This is a genomic window from Bradyrhizobium sp. USDA 10063, assembly GCF_054063735.1.
This window is the reverse complement of record NZ_JBSSGP010000001.1, coordinates 353,315-370,599: the sequence shown is the minus strand read 5'-3', so window position 1 is coordinate 370,599 and position 17,285 is coordinate 353,315. Positions and strand designations below refer to the sequence as shown.

Here is a 17,285-nt window from a genome sequence, read left to right as displayed (position 1 = left end):
CTTTCGGCCTACAGGGCCTTCAGGAATGCCATCAACGACGGGAGAGAGGATTGCCGAGGCGGCGGCCTCAGGCTACTGATATCGACCCTGGCTAACGCCTCTGCTTTCATCTCCAGGTCGACTTCAGCATAGATGTGCGTGGTGTTTAATGACACGTGACCCAGCCAAGCACGGATTGTGTTGATGTCGACGCCGGCGCGCAGCAGGTGCACGGCCGTTGTGTGCCGAACCGTATGTGGGCTCACACGCTTCGCCGCCAACGTCGGCACTGTTTCGCTCGCCATTGCGGCATATTGCGTCACGAGACGGTGTATTCCGAAGCGGGTCAAAGGCTGGTTCGTCCGCCCGAGAAAGACCGCTTCACTTTCGTTCCGGTCGGCCACAAGACGAGTCAATGAGGTTGCCGTCGTTGACCACAATGGACAGATTCTAATCTTGTTTCCCTTGCCGTGAAGTCGCACTGACGGGGACGCACCCAGTTGGAGATTGCCGACCGTCAATTTTGCTGCCTCATCGGCGCGAGCACCGCTGTTGTATAGGAAAAGCAGCAGAACATGGTCGCGCACCCCAAGACTCGTGCGTCTGTCAGGTTGGTTTAGCAACGCGTCCATCTCGGCCTTTTCGAGGTATCCGATCGCGGACCTGGCCGTCTTTTTGAACGGCACTGCCCGTATCTCGGAACACCAGGCCAGGTGAACCGGCGAACTCGTCCCGATAAAGCGCGCCAGTGAATGGATGGTCGCCAGCCGTTGGTTGCGGGTGACCTCGCTGCACCGGCGATCGCGCTCCAGGTGGTCCAGGAACTTGCGGACGACTTCCGGCGTCAGCTCTTCCACGGTCATGCGATCGATGGCGCAGCCTCCCTGCTTGCTGGCAAACGGCAGCAACAATGTCAGCGTGTCGCGGTAGCTGGCTTGGGTGTTGCGGGAAAGATTGCGCTCGGCAACCAGATGTTCCAGCAAGAACCGCCGGATCCACGGACCAAGCAGGTTCTTATCCTTCATGGTCGGCCTCCATCGCGTACAGAGCGAAGCGCTCGCTGGCTGCCTGGAGGAGATCCGGCGTCATCTGCAAATAGCGCTGGGTTGAACGGATATCGATGTGGCCAAGGTAGGTTGCCAGTTGCGGAAGCAGTCGCTGCACGTCTTGACCGGAGCGATACCATGCGATCACCCGGTGCACCGCGGCTGTGTGGCGAATATCGTGCAGCCGTGGAGATCGAGGCTCACCGACAGGGCAACTGATTCCGGCCGCTCGGCGGACATGCTGAAACCAGGAGATGACCCGCACATAGTGCCATGGTCGACTGCCGCGCGTAGTGAATAATGGAGATTCTTGCCCGCGCGGCAGAGGGAGCCGGCGACGGCGCTCGACGTACTCGACCAGTTCCTGGTTGAGCTTGGGTCCGATTGGCACGAGGCGCGTTTTGAAGAACTTCGTGTCACGGACGGTGATGACCTGATCAGTCAGATCCACGTCTTGCAAGACCAAACGAAGCGCCTCGCCAATGCGCATGCCGCTTCCGTACAGCAACAAGAGGAGCGTACGGTACATAGCTGGCACGTGAGGGCGATGCCCAATCTTCAGGATCGAGGTCGCGTCCAACAGGCGGCGCAGTTCTTCCGTGGAATAAACATAGGGCGTTTGTTGCGGCGGCAGCTTTGGAAACGTTGTCGGCAGTGGGGAGGATGCCGCGTACCCGCGACTGATGGCGAATCTATAAAGGCCGCTCAAAACTCTATATCGCAGCATCCAGGTGGCACTGAGCGATCCTTTGCCTTGGAGGAACTCGGCTACCGCCTCTGGGGTGACTTCGCCGATATCTCGATTGCCCATCGCTCGGCAGAACCTGCGGAGCAGGACCTCAGCGGACTCGAAACGCGGCCCCAGTGACCGTTGCTTGGCCAGATAGGCGTCGACAACATGGGTCAGCATCATTGGAGGCCTCCCAGGTCGAACGCTCCGACGTCGCGAAGCGCCTGCATGTTCACCTTGGCGTAGATGCTGGTTGACGCCGCGCTGCGATGTCCCAAATGGTCCCCGATCTCCTTTATCGACAGACCTTCGGCAAGAAGCCGGGAGGCGCAGGCGTGGCGCAACGCATGGCCACCGCGGTGGGCGGCGTCGATTCCAAGTGCAACAAATCTGCGGTTAGCGACATCATAGATGCTCCCTGCCTTCAACGGCCGACGGGGCGCGTGCATGCAGAGAAACACTTCCGGGCACGATGATAGCGGCCGCATCGTGTCGATGTAGCGGGCGAGCGCCTCAGCCGCAGAGGGAACCAGCGGGTAGATCTGCGGCTGACGGCGCTTCAGGCGGAAAAGCCGTAGCGTCCCACCCGGCCAGTCGATCTGATCGAGGCGCAATGCCGCCACTTCGCCGCTGCGCATCCCGTAGACCGCGAGCAACAGCAGGATCGCACGATCACGGATGTCCCGGGGGGTGTCAGTCTCGGCGTCGGCCAACATGCGCTGCACGTCGCACCAATCTGGGGCATACGGCAGCGACTCCTGTCGATAGAGCCGAGGCCGGCAAATCGAGGCCGCTAAGCGATCCGTACACATTCCCCGCTTTGCCGCGTAGCGCAGAAATCCCCGCAAGGCAGAGGCTGTGCTGGCTACCGAAACGCGGGACCATCGTCCCGTCGCCTGGGTAACGAAATAGGCGTCAACGTCCCCAGGCTGAAGGTCCCTAAGTTGCCGGCTTGTCTGATCACACCAGCGTAGGAACCTACCGATGATCCGGCTCCATTGCTCCACCGTCGATGGCGTAAAACCGCGCTCATTGCGCATCCATGTCACATACTGGTCGAGTTGGCTCTGGTACTGAAACACGACGGTTTGTTCACGCCACCAACCGAGAAATCGAAGCCAAGGTCGTCCGATGTCGACCACTCTTCGTGCTGCGGTGACAGCCCCCGTCAGGCGCAGACGCTCGGTCGCGATCCGTTGGAGCGCCTCGATATCGATGCCCTCCGAAGCATCTGGACCGAGATATGCGGCAATCCGCAACAGTTCGTTCCGCTTGACTCTGAGAGAAGCTGCGGTCGCGCCGGCTTCTGCACAGTGGCGAAGGTATCGGTGCCGCTCGTCGGTGAATGGCGCGTCATCACGGTGGGGCACGGTCAAGGGGACGGAATAAATCGTCTGATCCATAGCGAGGCTCCATTGGACAAATGGTTCGCTACTCAGACGTCGAATTATGTTGCGTGAACAATGCCCCCAGTGTTCAGGCTCCCCGCAATTATGGCTCCTTGCACAACATAAATTTGGCCGCAACATAACGGCTGTTGGACGAACCCGCTCCGCGGGAGGGTATCCGCGTTGAGCGCGGGTATCCCCCTTGAAGCCAGTACGTGTCTCTGGCCCCGGCACCACCCGCACAGCAACGTAATCCACCGCATTTCAGAAGCGCTTGCCCTTGGCAAGATGGTGCTGCTGCCCGCGCGCAGCGTCCCTCTTGTTAAGGAGTTCGCTATGACCTCGCTTCGGTTACGCATGATGGAAGACATGCAGGTCCGCAACCTGTCGCAACACACGCAGGATTCGTATTTGCTGCAGGTTTCGCAATTCGCCCGGCATTTCGCTAAATCGCCGGCTTTGCTCGGTCCGGAGGATATCCGCGCCTACCAGGTCTATTTGACGAACGAGAAGAAGCTGGCGCCACGTTCGGTGCACGTGACCGTCGCAGCGCTTCGATTCCTCTACCGCGTCACGCTCGGCCTCGATTGGGATTTCGACCAGATCATTCCGTGCCCAAAGGCGCCAAAGACACTAGCCGTCATTCTCAGCCCCGAGGAGGTGCTGCACTTCCTCGGCAGTATCGAGAGCCTCAAACACCAGGCGGTTCTGACGACATGCTATGCCGCCGGCCTGCGTATTTCTGAAGCCACCCGCCTGAAGCCCGAGGCTATCGACCGCCAGCGCATGGTGCTGCGCGTCGAGCAGGGCAAGGGACAGAAAGACCGCTACGTCATGCTGTCGGCCAAGCTGCTGGAGGTGCTGACGAACTATTGGCGCGCCGTGCGGCCCACAGGGATATGGCTGTTTCCCGGCGCAGTTGTTGGAGAACCGATATCGACAAGCGCCGTGGATGCCACCTGCCGTAAGGCACATCGGGTGTCGAAACTCTCCAAGCCGGTGACGCCGCATTCGCTGCGGCACGCATTTGCGGTGCACCTCCTCGAAGCCGGAACCGATCTCCGCACCATCCAGCTCCTGCTCGGCCATCGCAGCCTGTCAACGACCGCTCAATATCTGCGGATCGCCACCAACAAGGTTTGCGCAGCGACGAGCCCGCTTGAACTGCTGCCGCGTCCGATCCCCAAGGCTTCCTCTCCACCAACGCCCGAACATTTCTGACGGCCAGCCTCATGGGCCGCTCAGGTCCGGAGGTCGCAGATATATTCCGTCGCTACGGTGCTGCCTGGCGAGAGCAGCACTGGGCCTCGCTATCGACCGAACGACGCGCAGCTATGACTGCCATCGAGCGCTGCCGAACTTCAGCGCTCGGAGGCCATGTCGAACAGTGCGACCACTGTGGTGAACGACGGATCGCTTACAACAGCTGCCGTTCCCGCAGTTGTCCCAAGTGCCAGTGGCTCGCCCGAGCGGAATGGATCGAGGCTCGGCGGGAGGAGCTTCTCGATACGCAGTATTTCCACGTCGTCTTCACCGTTCCCGACGAGATCGCCGCGATTGCCTTCCAGAATGCCAGCACGGTCTACAAAATCCTGTTCCACGCGGCCGCCGAGACGTTGCGCACCATCGCTGCCGATCGGCGACACCTCGGCGCGGAGATCGGGTTTTTCGCGGTGCTTCACACCTGGGGTCAGAATCTTAGCCATCATCCCCATCTCCACTGCGTCGTGCCTGGCGGCGGGCTGTCGCCGGACGGGAGCCGCTGGATCGCGTGCCGTCCCGGCTTCTTCCTACCCGTCGCCGTGCTCTCCCGACTCTTCCGGCGATTATTTCTCGAAGGCCTGCAAAGGGCATTCGATGCCGGTGAGTTGCGATTCTTTTCGTCATTGGAACGGCTGCGCGGTCTCATCGCATTCCGGCGCTATCTGGATCCCGCCCGCCAGGTCAACTGGGTGGTCTATGCCAAGCCACCCTTTGCCGGCGCTGAGCAGGTTCTGGAATATGTCGGACGCTACACACACCGGGTGGCAATCGCCAACAACCGGATCGTCGATATCGAACATGGCAAGGTACGCTTCCGATGGAAAGACTATCGCAACGAGAACCGACAAAAGGTGATGACGCTCGAGGCCGGGGAGTTCATCCGGCGTTTCCTCGTCCATGTCTTGCCCGAGGGATTTCAGCGCATCCGTTATTACGGTTTCATGGGCAACCGCTACCGCAAGCAAAAGCTCGCCCGCTGCCGCGAACTGCTCGGAATGCAGCAGTCCGATACGCCGGTAAAACCGAAGCAAGGGTGCGATTATCGCGACAAGGTCGAGGAGCTGACCGGAATTTCCCTGCGGGAATGTCCCTCTTGCCGTCAAGGGCAGATGGTGTGCATCGAGGTGCTCGCGCCCGTTGCGTCACAAGACCCACCTTTTCTGGACACTTCATAACGGTCGGGGTTTGCCAATCGTTGATCATCGTTCTTTCTATCTGCCAAGGTAGACAGCAGGCATCCTATTGTCACGCCTGCGACATCGAGCCCTCCAGGCGCGAGCGTTGCCGATCTTTCGGTCCGGGAGACCATGTCTCGTTGGAATGTTTCGCCACCAAGACCGCATCCAACATGTCCCCGAGGCCTCAGCGACGGCACCGTGCGCTGGGAAGTAGCATTCAATTTCCATAACGGCACCGGCGCGCTAGGCGGCTTCGTCCAACACGTTTTTAGATTACCGGCGCACACGCGGCTGCGCACTTTGAAGATTCAGTACCGCGCCGCCAATCTAAAAACGCTCTCTAATATGTAATCGTGAACATATTTCGTGGTTCTGCGAGAAGTTTGACGCCTATCGGCGCCGGGCGAACCCCGACCTTCCGTCATCGCCACGCGGCGGGTGCAGTGATGCAGACCGACTATGCCGGTCCGACGGTGGAGGTGATCGATCCGCAAACCGGCGAGATCCGTCAGGCGCAGATATTTGTCGCGGTGCTCGGGGCCTCGTCGCTGACCTTCGCTATGGGGAGCTTCGGTCAGCGACTACCAGATTGGATCGAAGGCCAGACCCGAGCCTTGTCGTACTTCGGCGGAGTTCCCAAGGCAGATCGTCTGCGACAATCTGAAGGCCGGGGTCGTCAAGGCGTTGTGGTTCGAGCCGACGCTCAACCAAACCTTTGCCGCCATGGCCGAGCACTACGACACGACGATTTTGCCGACCCGCAGCCGCAAGCCGCGCGACAAGGGCAAGGTTGAAGGCGCGGTGCTGATTGTTGAGCGCTGGATTTTGGCACGGCTGCGCCATCGGCGGTTCTTCAACCTGACCGATCTCAATACTGCGATCGCCGGTCTGCTGGAGGAGTTGAACCATCGGCCGATGCGCCATATCGGCAAATCCCGCCGGCAGCTGTTCGAGGAGATCGAGCGCGCTGCGTTGACGCCGCTGCCGGGCGAGCCGTTCGAATACGCCGAGTGGAAAACGGCGAAGGTCCACCCCGATTATCACGTCGAAGTCGACAAGACCTTTTACTCGGTGCCGCACCCGCTGATCGGCCGTCGGGTGGACATCCGGCTCACCTATCGAGCCATCGAGATCTTCCAGGATCACACGCGTGTTGCCAGCCATGTGCGCCGCTCTCAGCGCAGCGGCCATGTCACCGTGAACGAGCACATGCCCAAGGCCCATCAGCGTTATGCCAATATGACGCCGGCGAGCTTGATCAAGATGGCTGCGCGGATCGGCGTCAACGCCGCCACTCTGGTCGAGCGGATGATGCGTGAGCGCCCACATCCCGAGCAGGGTTATCGCTCCGCCATGGGGATCATCGCCCTGGCGCGGCGCTACGAGCGCGATCGGCTCGAGGCGGCCTGCGAGCGGGCACTCGTGATCAACGCGATCAGCTACTCCTCGGTGAGCGCGATCCTCAAATCCGGGCTCGACCGCGCGAGCCCTGCTGCCGCCTCCGTCAAAGCCACCCCCTCGCACGCCAACATCCGTGGTGGGGGCTATTATCAATGAAGGAAAGGAACATCGCGATGCTGACCCACCCGACCCTCGAGCAGATGCAGGCGCTCGGCCTTGCCGGAATGGCGGCCGCCTACCGGCAATTGGCCGAACAGGACAATGCCGCCGATCTCAGCCGCGACGAGTGGCTCGGCCTGATGCTCGATCGCGAAGCCGCCATGCGCGCCGACCGGCGCCTGACCAATCGGCTGGCCGCAGCCAAGCTGCGCTTCGTCGACGCCTGTATCGAAGACGTCGACTTCGCGTCCCGCCGCGGTCTTGACCGGCGCAACACCCTGCAGCTGGCGCAAGGCGCCTGGCTGAAAGCCCATGAGAACTTCATCATCACCGGCCTGACCGGGACTGGCAAAACCTGGTTGGCATGTGCCTTCGGACGCCAGGCGGCCAGGCTCGATCATTCCGTCCTTTATTTGCGTATGCCGCGCCTGTTCGAAGACCTCGCCATGGCCCGTCTCGATGGTCGCTTCCCGCGCCTCATCGATAAGCTCGCACGTGTCCAGTTGCTCATCCTCGACGATTGGGGCACCCACACCCTCAATGACCAGCAGCGCCTTGATCTCCTCGAAATCTTCGAAGAGCGCTACAGGCGCAAATCGACCTTGATTACCGCTCAGCTGCCCGTTGCCCAATGGCACGACATGATCGGCGAGCCAACCATCGCAGATGCTATCCTCGACCGGATCATCCACAACTCCCACCGTATCGCCCTCGAAGGCGACAGCATGCGAAGGAAAAAAGCCGCGCGCCCCTTGACCGACGTCGAAAATAGCGAAACGAATACCAACTGACTTCAACAACCAGGCAACCAAAAGCCAGCGCCGCCACGCTGTCCGCGATTTAGCGAAACTGCTGTCCGTCAGTTAGCGAAACCGCTGTCCCGTTTTTGCGAAATACGCAGTCATCAAGCGCGAGCTGCGCCGCCGCTCCGCCATCGAGCCCATCATCGGACACCTGAAGGCCGAAGGGCACCTCGGCCGCTGCTATCTCAAAGGCCGCGCCGGCGATGCCGCCAACGTCGTCCTCTCAGCCGCTGGCCACAACTTCCGACGCATCCTCGCCTGGTTCAGAGACCTTTTGCGCCTGCTGCTCGTCTCGCTCTCGCGCAACTGTCCAGCTCAGCTCAATCCGGCTTCTTAACGGTCGACTGAATAGCCGGAAGCTGATCAAGAAAAACGGGCCTGTACATATCGTGCAGGCCCGTTTTCGACTTTAGGCGCGGCATCGCCGGCCAGTAACAAGGCTGGTTTCCAAGCCTCGGATTATATATCGTGATGCGTGGTGATATCTAGTGCCTGCCGTGTATGGTACCAGCGCCGTTGGATCACCGTCCAAAGCTGCCAAGGTCGTAGCAAGACCAGGCCCGAGACTTGGCGCCGGGAATGGCTTTGCTCGCGGCTGCTGCCATACCGGCAACATTGCAGTCTGACATCGTCGCCATGTAACCTTCAAGGATCGTTATTTTGCTATCCTCTTGCTGCAAGTAGGCAACGACACCTAATACGCGCGATGAACCCCGTTTTCGGGTGGTGTCGTGGCAGACATAGGACGCAGAATAACCGGGCTTCAAAGTCGCGGCCTTGATCGCCGACTCTCCAATCCTCCGACACTCATCTAAGGTCTCTGACGGCCGAGCGGCGATGTGGATGGTGGCTAAAATGCTGAGGTGCGTCGAAGCGACAATGATGATGAGCGGTGACATGTCGGTTGACCTCGAAATCGTTACCGGGTAATTCCGTTAAGCGCATCCAGCCATCGAAGATTGATGGAGCCGGCCATTGCGCTGGCCCTTCGTTCTTGCCCGATCTCTTTACCGTTCTGGCCCGATCACTCGCGCCTTCTCTGTCGGTCCGCACATACAGTCGCCGCCATGATGCGCAAACCGCAATAACGACAGACACAGCCGCCTCTGCGATGAGCTTGCTATGGCCTCGAGAAGCTGGGGTGATGCTCATGAGCGTCTTTCCTGATGTGCCGCGTCGGAGATGATCTTAAGCAACCTAAAGAGCGTAAGCGGATGTTTGCGGATGAGTTCTGTGCTCGTCACTGTAAACTCTTCGGGGCCCCCGCGCTCGCCGATGGCCACGCGAAGTGCGGCGAGCTTCTCGGGATCGGCAGAGCGAATAGCTGCGACCTCCGCGACATTATGCGACAAACGCGCAGGCAGTTGGAAGAACCACCGCGCGAGTTGCGCCAACAAAGAGGCTTGGCCATCTCATGGGGGCGCGCGAAACTATGAGTAGCCAAGCCAAATGTCACTCAGCAACTCGCGTGCCATTCACAATGCAGGACAGGCGGAACAGTGCACGGCACATAAAAAGCGTGCGGGCGGCTGCTGACGGACCGCCCGCACGAGTTGCGATGCGTGGCTTGGCCCTCAAGAGGGTCAATCATAAGCGACCAAGCCGTACACGGCTCAGCAATCCACGTGCCAGACTGTCACGTGTCGCAGACAAGCAAACGGAGCGCTTTCACACCTTGTACAGGCTGACCATCCGAACCTTTGTGGCGGCTTTCGGACCACAGTGTCATGAACCGAACGCGGCTGAACGAAATCAGACGTGCCCGTCCTTAGTGGCGCCGGGATCTCGTGATGATTGGATCGATCGCGTCATCGTATACGACTATGAGCTCGCCGGGCTCTAAGCCGAGACTTTGCAACATCCCAGCTTCGAGAGGGCAGTTCAGCATTGCAGCCTTGACGCCGCTGTTGCTAATCGTCAGCTTCACGGCTTCAGCTGGATCCGCGACCGCAACGGCGTAAGTTACGTGCCTGAATTCTTCGTCATCGTCGCTGTCTTCCTTGAAGATGGCGACCGTCACCAACCAACCGTCCATCTTGCTGCGCTCCGGAAGCCATCGTCTGTGAGCCACCGATCCACGATGAGCCGGCAATTTCGGGGCCATCGGATATGCTACCATAAACCCAGCGCGGCTGGTGCGATCGTTGCTGGGATTGGCGGGCTGCCGTATGCGAACAGCGCGCCGATGCGGCGGTGAATTAGGACATTGACGTAGCGCGTTACGGCAGGTTTGATGATTGATCAATTTGGATGACCAGGACAGTTGCAGAGAAGATCGTCCGCGCCGTCCGCGAACAACCAGGTTTGACAGAACGCCAACTCGCCGACCGTCTCTTCGGGGAGAACGCAGCAATCCAGCGCGTCAATCCGACATGCCGGAAGCTGGTAGAACAGGCCCTGTTGGTGCGCCAAGGAAAGGGATGGAGCGGCGATCCGTTCAGGTATCACCCGGCGAAGCGCGAACGCTAGCGGCTGCAGCCCAGTGGCAACTCCAACTCTTACGCGGAGGCGATCCATCGAGCCGTGCAGAGTGTACGATAAGCTGCTCGTGCGAATGCTTTCAACGCCCCGCGACCGCGTTTGTGTCGATGCGTGACGTCAATTCGGCTGGCGGGCGAACCCGCCGCTCTGCGCCGGAGTCGATCTAGAGAATGGAGTTGGGCCTGTTCGGAAGAAGCGGCCAGATTCGAGGACGGCAACCGCGCTGATTGGCGCCGGGGTGTTCCAGTCCGCTGCCGCCGAACAGGCCTGAACCGTCGTGTCAGGACCTCGGTCTGCTGCGCGGAACCGAGAAAATTCGCCACATGGTGCTCCACGGGGACCGTTCGGGTTCGTGGTCGAGCCTTTTCTGACCGACCAGTGGTTCGTGAACGTCGAAGTGCTGGCGCAGCCTGCAATCAAGGCCGTGGTTGAGGGCGATACCGTCTTCCTGCCCAAGCAGTGGGAGAAGACCAACCTCGACTGGATGCGCAACATTCAGCCCTGGACCATTTCGCGTCAGCTCTGGTGGGGTCATCGCATCCCGGCCTGGTTCGGCCCGGATGGCACCATCTTTGTCGAGGAGACCGACGAGAAAGCGAAGGCTCAGGCCCGGTTACACTATGGCCACGACAAGCCGCTGACTCAGGACGAGGACGTGCTCAACACCTGGTTCTCCTCGGCGCTGTGGCCATTCTCGACCCTCGGCTGGCCCGAGCAAACAACCGATCTTGAGCGCTTCTATCCAACGGACACTCTCATCACAGGTTTCGATATTATTCCGTTCTGGGCCGCTCGGATGATGATGCAGGGCCTGCAGCTGACGGGCGAGGTTCCGTTCAAGCGAGTGTTCATCAATGCCCTGGTGCGCGATGCGAGCGGCGCGGAACGTCTTAGACGCTCTCGCGCTCGTCGATGAGCTCTGAGCCGACGCCCTGGGCTTCACGCTGACCGCCATGTCCGGCGCTGCACGCGATATCAAGCTCTCGTGGCAGCGCGTTGAAGGCTATCGCAATCTCGATACCAAGCTCTGAAAGGCCTCGCGTTTCGCCCAGTTGAACGGCTGCGCGACAAGCGGGATTTTCGCCGGTTCGGGCGACGATGCCGCTGAACCGCTGGATTATTGGCGAGACGGTCCGTACGGCGAAAACCGTGACCCGTGGCATTGGCGGAGTGCGGCTTCGGTGAAGCTGCGGAGACGCTCTACCGCTTCATTTGGAACTTGTTCTACGATTGGTACATCGAACTGATCAAGCCGACGCTGAACGGTGCCGACATTGCGGCGCGCGACGAGACCCGCGCGGTCACCGCGTGGGCGTTGGACGTCACCTTCAAACTGCTGCACCCGGTCATGCCATTCCTGACTGAAAAGCTTTGGGCCCAGACGAGCGATTGGCGCATCACGCGAGCACCAGGGCTTCCTCATGACCGCGTCCTGGCCACAGTTCGCGGAGAGCCTGATCGATCCGGCCGCTGATGCGGAAATCAGGCTGATCATTGATGCCATCTCCGAAGGCCGGTCGGTTCGACAAGAGCTGAATGTTCCTCCCTCAGCGCGCCCACCGCTTCTGGTGGTCGAGGCCTCCGAGACGCAACGCAAGGCGTTGAAGGTCAGCGCGCCGCTTATCGCGCAGCTGCTCCGCATCTCTGATGTGCGGTTCGTCAGTGCGGTGCCCGCAGGCGCGATCTCCTATGTGATCGCCGGCGCTACGCTGGCATTCCCGGTCGCAGAATTCATAGAGCTGACGGCCGAGCGCAACGCGCCTCGCTAGGGAACTCGCCAGCCTTGACGTAGAGGCCGACAGACTTTCTAGGAAGCTCGGCAATGCGGACTTTGTCGCGCGTGAACCTCCTCTGAATGAGTGGACACCTGTAGTAGGCTCATTGAGCCCGGAGGTGTCAATGGAACGTCAACGTCGGTCGTTTACCGAGGAGTACAAGCGCCAGGCCGTCGAGCTGGTGGTGTCGAGCCCTCGCTCGGTCATGTCGGTTGCCAAGGAGCTCGGTCTGCGCGACTCGGTGCTGCGGCGCTGGGTCGACAAGTTCCGGCAGGAGCCGGCATCGGCGGCGTGGCGCCCCACCACGCAGGCGACGTCGATGTCGGCGGACCAGGCTTCGGAGATCGTCCGGTTGCGCCAGGAGAACGAACGTCTGCAGGATCATCGGTACGAGCCGACCTCATGGCGACGGCTACTCCCGATGCGCAGAAAGATGGGTGGTTGGATAGTGACGGTCGCCATCTTCAAGGATGACAGCGATGAGGACAAAGAGCTCAGGCACGCAACGTACGTGGCTGCCGTCAACGATCCAGCAGAAGCCGTGAAGCTGAGCCTGAAAGACTGCGGCGCCAAGGCCGGAATGCTAAACTGCCAGATCGAGGAAGAACAGTTGCAAAGGCCAGGCTTGCAGCCCGGCAAGCTGATCGCCATACACGATGACGAGATCGATCCAATCACCGCGCGGGCCCGGCGTCACTAAGCGCTGCAGGTCCGATCTCGTTCAGTCGCGTCCCGGTTGATGACGCGCATGTCCGGAAGTCGCCATCGAAGTGCGAGTAGCTATTCGAGGTCGCGCTTAAGGCGCAGCGTTCTGCATCTGTTTAAGCGGAGAGGCGGTGCGATCGTTTGACACGCTGGTTGCTGAGACATGTATGGCTCGGCTGCTCATATGTTCACGCACCCCCCCCATGAGACAGCAAAGCCTCTTCATGCGCAAACTCGCGCGGGTGGCCCTCCAGCCGCCCGCGCGCTTTTTCGTCGCCGGTCCGCGGAGATTATTCCATCATGCGTGAAAAGGCTTTGGACTATGCCATAGAGGCGCTTAAGAAATAGTCTCAAGAGAAGATCGCAACCAGCATCGCGCTTACAAAGCTTGAGGCAAGCAAGCCGACACCTAGGCTACCGCCAGAACGATAACGCAGGCGAGACCGGGCATCGGGCACAGCAGCTTCTTGCCTGTGTCGGCGCCCGAGGTCACCGGCATCAGCCGCGCTGACGTCGCCTCGCTTTCGGTGAAAACATAGACCGGTATCGCAAAACCATGATGCGCCAGGCGGAAGCCGTTGTTGATCGCCCTCACCTGCTCGGCGATGAAGTTGCCATCGATCGTGCCCCGCCAGACGGGTTCGCCCGGCCCCCATCTCGACACGAGGTTGTGCGGATTGCCGGGCAGCCCGTCGGTGCCGATGAAGAGCACCGCAATGGCGTCGTCTTCACGCGGGATAGGATGCGCGTGCAAGGCTGTGGATCGACGCCTTCGTGATGTTGAAAACCGTCTTCGCGGCGAGCGACCCTGAAGGAAATATCGCCCTCGAGCGTCATGAGAAGTGACTCCAGATGAGCCTTGTCCGGTTTGCGATTTTTCCGGTGTCCGGTCATGCGTGGGTCTGCGGATCACGGCACTCTTCGGCGAATACCCTTCCTTAAGGAGAATCCCGAGCAGATTCTTTTAGCCGTGAACACGAACCACTTCATATTCGCTCTTTACTACGTATTGATGGATCTTTTGCGCGGTACCACGCAAGTTTCCTGCAGACTTCGGTCAGGATGCGCGGCTAGTCACCCTGAATCGAGCCAAACTGCTGAAAATCCTCCGGGATTTCCTGCCAGCGGCCCGGAGCGGCGACGAAGTTATCGTAACACGCTCCGGCTCGTGCCCTCGCGGTCTTGGCGACCGGTTCGGGAAGTGGCGGTGTCGTCGTGAGCCAGAAGCGGATGAAGAGAGCGATGGTCTCGACCGAAATCCCGACATCCGGCGCAAGGCGGGCGATCCGGCGGTCGATTTGGTCGAGCGCTTGGCGATGGCGGCTTCCGCGACGAGCGACATCGAACGTTTGTGCTGGCCGATTTCGGCAAATGGCGCGCAATCATTTGCACTCGGCACCACACCTGCACGCGCCGGAGGCGTTGCGGGATCGCTTGCTCTGTCTAGCGGTCCGTTGCAGCTCTCTCGGCATCGTCGTTCCCTGCGCGCGGGATGACTTGCCCACGATCACCGGATGACGTCCAGCAGGCGGGCGAGCGCGGCCTCAAGCTTGTTTTTGGCGCCTTCGGTTTCAGCGAGACGCTCGCGCGTATCCTCAACGACTTGTTCGGGGGCTCGAGTGATCTTCCCCCGAAAAAGTGGACTGGTTTAGGCGGCCTTTAGCTCCATCTCGATCGGGGCGATGTATCCCGCGGCGAAATGGAGCCTTGTTCGGTTGTAGAAGCCCTCGATGAAGGCGAAGATATCGCGTTGGGCTTCGGCGCGGCTCTTGTAGTTGCGATGATGAACGAGCTCGGTCTTCAAGGTATGGAAGAAGCTCTCCATCGGGGCATTGTCGTAGCAATCGGCCTTGCGGCTCATCGATGTGGTGATGCCGGCGCCGGTGAGAGCGTTGCGATAGGCGTGTGAGGCATACTGGGCGGATTCAAACGGTCGTCGCAACACCAATTGTTTTCACTCACGACAGTAATTCGTCAAGCGCTTCTGCCGGCGTTTTCCAGCCCAGTGTCTTTCTCGGTCGGGCGTCGAGGGCCGCTGCTACAGCGGATATCTCGTCGGCGCTGTGGATGCTCAGGTCTGTGCCTTGCGGAAAGTACTGCCGTAGCAACCCGTTGGTGTTTTCGTTAGTGCCGCGCTGCCAAGGGCTTTGCGGGTCGCAGAAGTAGACTTGGATGCGCGCATCGATCTTGAGGCGGTCGTGCTGAGCCCATTTCGGCTCCTTGATCCCAAGTCAGCGTGCGACGTAGTTCTTCGGGCAAAGTGATGATGGTGCGCGAGATCGCGTCACGCACGGCTTCCGCCCCGTGTCCCGCAAGCGCAGCTCCGTTCTTCTTGCGCGGAGCTTCCGCCATGCCCCGCTAACCGGGGAAGGTGCAATAGCATTGTGAAGCCCGTGGTGCGTTCGACCAACGTGCCGATCGCCGAGCTGCCAAGACCGAGGATGAGGTCTCCCTCCCAATGTCCCGGCAGGTCGTGACGGCTGTCGGTGGTGCGCACACGGCACGGCGGTGCCATGATGGCGCGGATGCCGTGCCGACGCATCATCCGCTCGATCCGGCCGCGGCTGGCGCCACGGCCCTGCCTGTGCAGGACGGCGTGGACGCGGGGACTGCCGTAGCGGGCCGCTGCTGGCTTGATGGACTTGCTGGATCGCAGCCAGGCGCGTGGCATTGGATTTTGTCCGCTCGCTCACGGGGCGATCGCGCCAGGCGTAGTAGCCAGCCGGCGAGACCTCGAGCACGGCGCACATCAGCCGTACCGGAAAGGCATCGCGGTGGTCTTCAATGAAGCGGAAGCTCATGTCCGGGTTCCGGCAAAGATCGCGATCGACTTCCTAAGAAACAGCCGGATCGGGGTCGCCTGGATTGGACTGTAACACGAAGCCCAGAGATCTGGCTCGGCGCTGAAGGTTAGCGAGGACACGGCCGCGATATTGCTGCTCATAGTGATCCGCGCCGGGGTCTCTGTAGTGTATACCGTGCCGGAGGGTGTTGTAGAATAAAACGGCGATCTTGCGGGCGGTCGCTGTCACCGCCTTTGACTTACCCGCACGCGAGGATAGTCGGCGATAGAATGCACCGAGCGCCGTATCGCTCCGCCCGACGGTTGTTGCTGCCAACCGCAACAGTGCGGCTGCCCGACTGGACGATCTCACGTGTGCGCGAGGACAACACCTTGCCGCCAGAGATTTTGTTGCCTGGTGCAAGGCACAGCCAGGAGATAAAGTGCTTGGCGCTCGGCCATGCTCGCAGATCGGTGCCACACTCACCGACGAGCTTCAATGCCAGTGATGGACCCAGCCCATGGATCTCAGTCAGATCGACGCCGAGCACGCCGTACAGCGCGGTCCTGACATCGAAGGTAGGCGCGTTGACCTGTTTGGTCTTGATACGTGGCTTGGATAGCTTTCCGGTCGGCTTCGCGCCCTTATTGTTCAGTGCCAGGGTCAGGACTCGAGCTTGCGGTCGCAGTCCAGCATCTTCGCCTGGTAGACGTCGTGGAGTTCCAGCGACTGGGTCAGCGCGAAGACATGTTCGTGCCGGCCGTTGCCCACCAGTGCCGCACGGATCGTCGCGATGGATGAATGGCATCGCACGTCCCGATAGGTTGCCAAGACGTCAGGATTCCGCTCGCCTGCAACAATCGCTCGGATAATCCGCATGCCGGTTGCGCCCGTGATATCGGTGACCACACGATGGAGCTGCAGATTCATCTCCATCAGGGCCTTCTGCATATGCTGGATATGGGCGGCGGCATATTCCACCAGCCGCTCCCGTTGGCGCAGATACGCGCGCAGGGTTGCGATCTCGGCATCAGGTCGGAAGCTGCCGCGTAACAGGCCATAGGAGTGAAGCTGGCGCAACCACGCGGCATCGCTGACATCGGTCTTGCGCCCGAGCACGTTCTTGGCGTACCGCGCATTGACCAGAATCACCTCAAACCCGCGCTGCTGCAGGATCTCGTAGACCGGGATCCAATAGACCCCGGTGGATTCCATTGCGACACCCGTCACGCCGCACGTTTTGAACCAGTCCGCCAGCTCATGCAAGTCTCGCGTGAATGTGCCGAAAGAGCGCACAGGCACGTCAGTGCAAGCGGGGTTCACCGCAGCCATGTGCATCTTTGATCCGATGTCGATGGCGGCGGCCGCGACGTTGACTCGCCTAAGTTCTGGGCGGTCGCCGGCCGTCCTCTTCTTGAGCATGGCAATCCTCCATTCAATGATGAGCAGGAGGGTTTGGGCTATGCCAATCGTCATCTTCCTATCGTCATCTTCCTAATCGGGATCGTCGCCAGGGCGACGTCACCGCTCTCAAGTTCGCATGCACCCATGGACCATGTTTTTTAACGGGGATTGTGCCTCCAATAATCGAACG

14 protein-coding genes and 6 pseudogenes are annotated in these 17,285 nt (G+C 60.4%); 9 read left to right on the top strand and 11 right to left on the bottom strand.

Going from position 1 to position 17,285, the window contains the following annotated elements:
* Window positions 1-8: 8 nt before the first annotated feature.
* The 3 genes from ACVJGD_RS01790 to ACVJGD_RS01780 are packed head-to-tail and all read right to left on the bottom strand — an operon-like array spanning window position 9 to window position 3,158.
* On the bottom strand, window positions 9-1,004 hold the full coding sequence (locus tag ACVJGD_RS01790; RefSeq protein ID WP_456632544.1) for a tyrosine-type recombinase/integrase: 996 nt from the start codon (window positions 1,002-1,004) through the stop codon (window positions 9-11).
* On the bottom strand, window positions 994-1,938 hold the full coding sequence (locus ACVJGD_RS01785; protein WP_456632545.1) for a tyrosine-type recombinase/integrase: 945 nt from the start codon (window positions 1,936-1,938) through the stop codon (window positions 994-996). The genes ACVJGD_RS01790 and ACVJGD_RS01785 overlap by 11 nt, the downstream gene beginning before the upstream one ends.
* The gene (locus tag ACVJGD_RS01780; protein WP_456632546.1) at window positions 1,935-3,158 is read right to left on the bottom strand and encodes a tyrosine-type recombinase/integrase; all 1,224 of its coding nucleotides are present in this window, start codon (window positions 3,156-3,158) and stop codon (window positions 1,935-1,937) included. The genes ACVJGD_RS01785 and ACVJGD_RS01780 overlap by 4 nt, the downstream gene beginning before the upstream one ends.
* A gap of 321 nt (window positions 3,159-3,479) precedes the next feature.
* On the opposite strand from ACVJGD_RS01780, the gene ACVJGD_RS01775 reads away from it, so the two are divergent.
* The 5 genes and pseudogenes from ACVJGD_RS01775 to ACVJGD_RS01755 all read left to right on the top strand — a co-directional run.
* A complete protein-coding gene (locus ACVJGD_RS01775; protein WP_456632779.1) occupies window positions 3,480-4,364 on the top strand; it encodes a tyrosine-type recombinase/integrase in 885 nt (294 codons plus the stop codon).
* An 11-nt stretch (window positions 4,365-4,375) separates the two neighbouring features.
* Entirely contained in the window at window positions 4,376-5,581 is a 1,206-nt protein-coding gene (locus ACVJGD_RS01770) for an IS91 family transposase (RefSeq protein WP_456632736.1), read from the top strand.
* A gap of 367 nt (window positions 5,582-5,948) precedes the next feature.
* Window positions 5,949-7,141 (top strand): annotated as a pseudogene (gene istA / locus ACVJGD_RS01765) (IS21 family transposase); the annotation flags it as partial.
* Window positions 7,142-7,158: 17 nt separating this feature from the next.
* Window positions 7,159-7,935: an IS21-like element helper ATPase IstB gene (gene istB, locus ACVJGD_RS01760; protein ID WP_069279867.1), complete on the top strand. Its 777-nt coding sequence runs from the start codon at window positions 7,159-7,161 to the stop codon at window positions 7,933-7,935.
* Window positions 7,936-8,044: 109 nt separating this feature from the next.
* Window positions 8,045-8,284, top strand: a pseudogene (locus ACVJGD_RS01755) (IS5/IS1182 family transposase); the annotation flags it as partial.
* Window positions 8,285-8,468: 184 nt separating this feature from the next.
* Here ACVJGD_RS01755 and ACVJGD_RS01750 read toward each other — a convergent pair.
* Together ACVJGD_RS01750 and ACVJGD_RS01745 are read right to left on the bottom strand one after the other, a co-directional pair.
* A complete protein-coding gene (locus tag ACVJGD_RS01750) occupies window positions 8,469-8,846 on the bottom strand; it encodes a hypothetical protein (protein ID WP_143279146.1) in 378 nt (125 codons plus the stop codon).
* 869 nt (window positions 8,847-9,715) lie between these two features.
* Window positions 9,716-9,982, bottom strand: a complete 267-nt coding sequence (locus ACVJGD_RS01745) for a hypothetical protein (protein ID WP_456632735.1) — start codon at window positions 9,980-9,982, stop codon at window positions 9,716-9,718.
* Window positions 9,983-10,780: 798 nt separating this feature from the next.
* Here ACVJGD_RS01745 and ACVJGD_RS01740 point away from each other — a divergent pair.
* From ACVJGD_RS01740 to ACVJGD_RS01725, 4 genes are all read left to right on the top strand, one after another.
* Window positions 10,781-11,344 (top strand): class I tRNA ligase family protein, encoded by a 564-nt coding sequence (locus ACVJGD_RS01740; RefSeq protein ID WP_456632734.1) that lies wholly within the window; start codon window positions 10,781-10,783, stop codon window positions 11,342-11,344.
* A 240-nt stretch (window positions 11,345-11,584) separates the two neighbouring features.
* A complete protein-coding gene (locus tag ACVJGD_RS01735; protein ID WP_456632733.1) occupies window positions 11,585-11,902 on the top strand; it encodes a class I tRNA ligase family protein in 318 nt (105 codons plus the stop codon).
* Entirely contained in the window at window positions 11,850-12,197 is a 348-nt protein-coding gene (locus ACVJGD_RS01730) for a hypothetical protein (protein ID WP_456632732.1), read from the top strand. Before ACVJGD_RS01735 ends, ACVJGD_RS01730 begins: the two co-directional genes overlap by 53 nt.
* Window positions 12,198-12,327: 130 nt before the next feature.
* Window positions 12,328-12,903, top strand: coding sequence for a transposase (locus ACVJGD_RS01725; RefSeq protein WP_456632731.1), 576 nt, complete (start codon window positions 12,328-12,330; stop codon window positions 12,901-12,903).
* Between the two features lie 414 nt (window positions 12,904-13,317).
* On the opposite strand, the gene ACVJGD_RS01720 is transcribed toward ACVJGD_RS01725, so the two are convergent.
* From ACVJGD_RS01720 to ACVJGD_RS01695, 6 genes and pseudogenes are all read right to left on the bottom strand, one after another.
* The gene (locus ACVJGD_RS01720; protein ID WP_456632730.1) at window positions 13,318-13,662 is read right to left on the bottom strand and encodes a hypothetical protein; all 345 of its coding nucleotides are present in this window, start codon (window positions 13,660-13,662) and stop codon (window positions 13,318-13,320) included.
* A gap of 753 nt (window positions 13,663-14,415) precedes the next feature.
* Complete coding sequence (locus ACVJGD_RS01715) at window positions 14,416-14,532, bottom strand: hypothetical protein (RefSeq protein WP_129964750.1); 117 nt, start codon at window positions 14,530-14,532, stop codon at window positions 14,416-14,418.
* Between the two features lie 24 nt (window positions 14,533-14,556).
* Window positions 14,557-14,826, bottom strand: a pseudogene (locus tag ACVJGD_RS01710) (IS3 family transposase); the annotation flags it as partial.
* 40 nt (window positions 14,827-14,866) lie between these two features.
* Window positions 14,867-15,378, bottom strand: a pseudogene (locus ACVJGD_RS01705) (IS30 family transposase); the annotation flags it as partial.
* A 54-nt stretch (window positions 15,379-15,432) separates the two neighbouring features.
* Window positions 15,433-15,579 (bottom strand): annotated as a pseudogene (locus ACVJGD_RS01700) (IS3 family transposase); the annotation flags it as partial.
* Window positions 15,580-15,742: 163 nt separating this feature from the next.
* A pseudogene (locus ACVJGD_RS01695) lies at window positions 15,743-17,113 on the bottom strand (IS110 family RNA-guided transposase).
* Between the last annotated feature and the right edge of the window lie 172 nt (window positions 17,114-17,285).

Bases quoted from the DNA above. Each gene is read 5' to 3' on its own strand.
- ACVJGD_RS01775 (WP_456632779.1), top strand. From the start codon at position 3,480: ATGACCTCGCTTCGGTTACGCATGATGGAAGACATGCAGGTCCGCAAC.
- ACVJGD_RS01770 (WP_456632736.1), top strand. From the start codon at position 4,376: ATGGGCCGCTCAGGTCCGGAGGTCGCAGATATATTCCGTCGCTACGGT.
- ACVJGD_RS01790 (WP_456632544.1), bottom strand. From the start codon at position 1,004: ATGAAGGATAAGAACCTGCTTGGTCCGTGGATCCGGCGGTTCTTGCTG.
- ACVJGD_RS01730 (WP_456632732.1), top strand. From the start codon at position 11,850: ATGACCGCGTCCTGGCCACAGTTCGCGGAGAGCCTGATCGATCCGGCC.
- ACVJGD_RS01725 (WP_456632731.1), top strand. From the start codon at position 12,328: ATGGAACGTCAACGTCGGTCGTTTACCGAGGAGTACAAGCGCCAGGCC.
- ACVJGD_RS01745 (WP_456632735.1), bottom strand. From the start codon at position 9,982: ATGGACGGTTGGTTGGTGACGGTCGCCATCTTCAAGGAAGACAGCGAC.
- istB (WP_069279867.1), top strand. From the start codon at position 7,159: ATGCTGACCCACCCGACCCTCGAGCAGATGCAGGCGCTCGGCCTTGCC.
- ACVJGD_RS01785 (WP_456632545.1), bottom strand. From the start codon at position 1,938: ATGATGCTGACCCATGTTGTCGACGCCTATCTGGCCAAGCAACGGTCA.
- ACVJGD_RS01750 (WP_143279146.1), bottom strand. From the start codon at position 8,846: ATGTCACCGCTCATCATCATTGTCGCTTCGACGCACCTCAGCATTTTA.
- ACVJGD_RS01780 (WP_456632546.1), bottom strand. From the start codon at position 3,158: ATGGATCAGACGATTTATTCCGTCCCCTTGACCGTGCCCCACCGTGAT.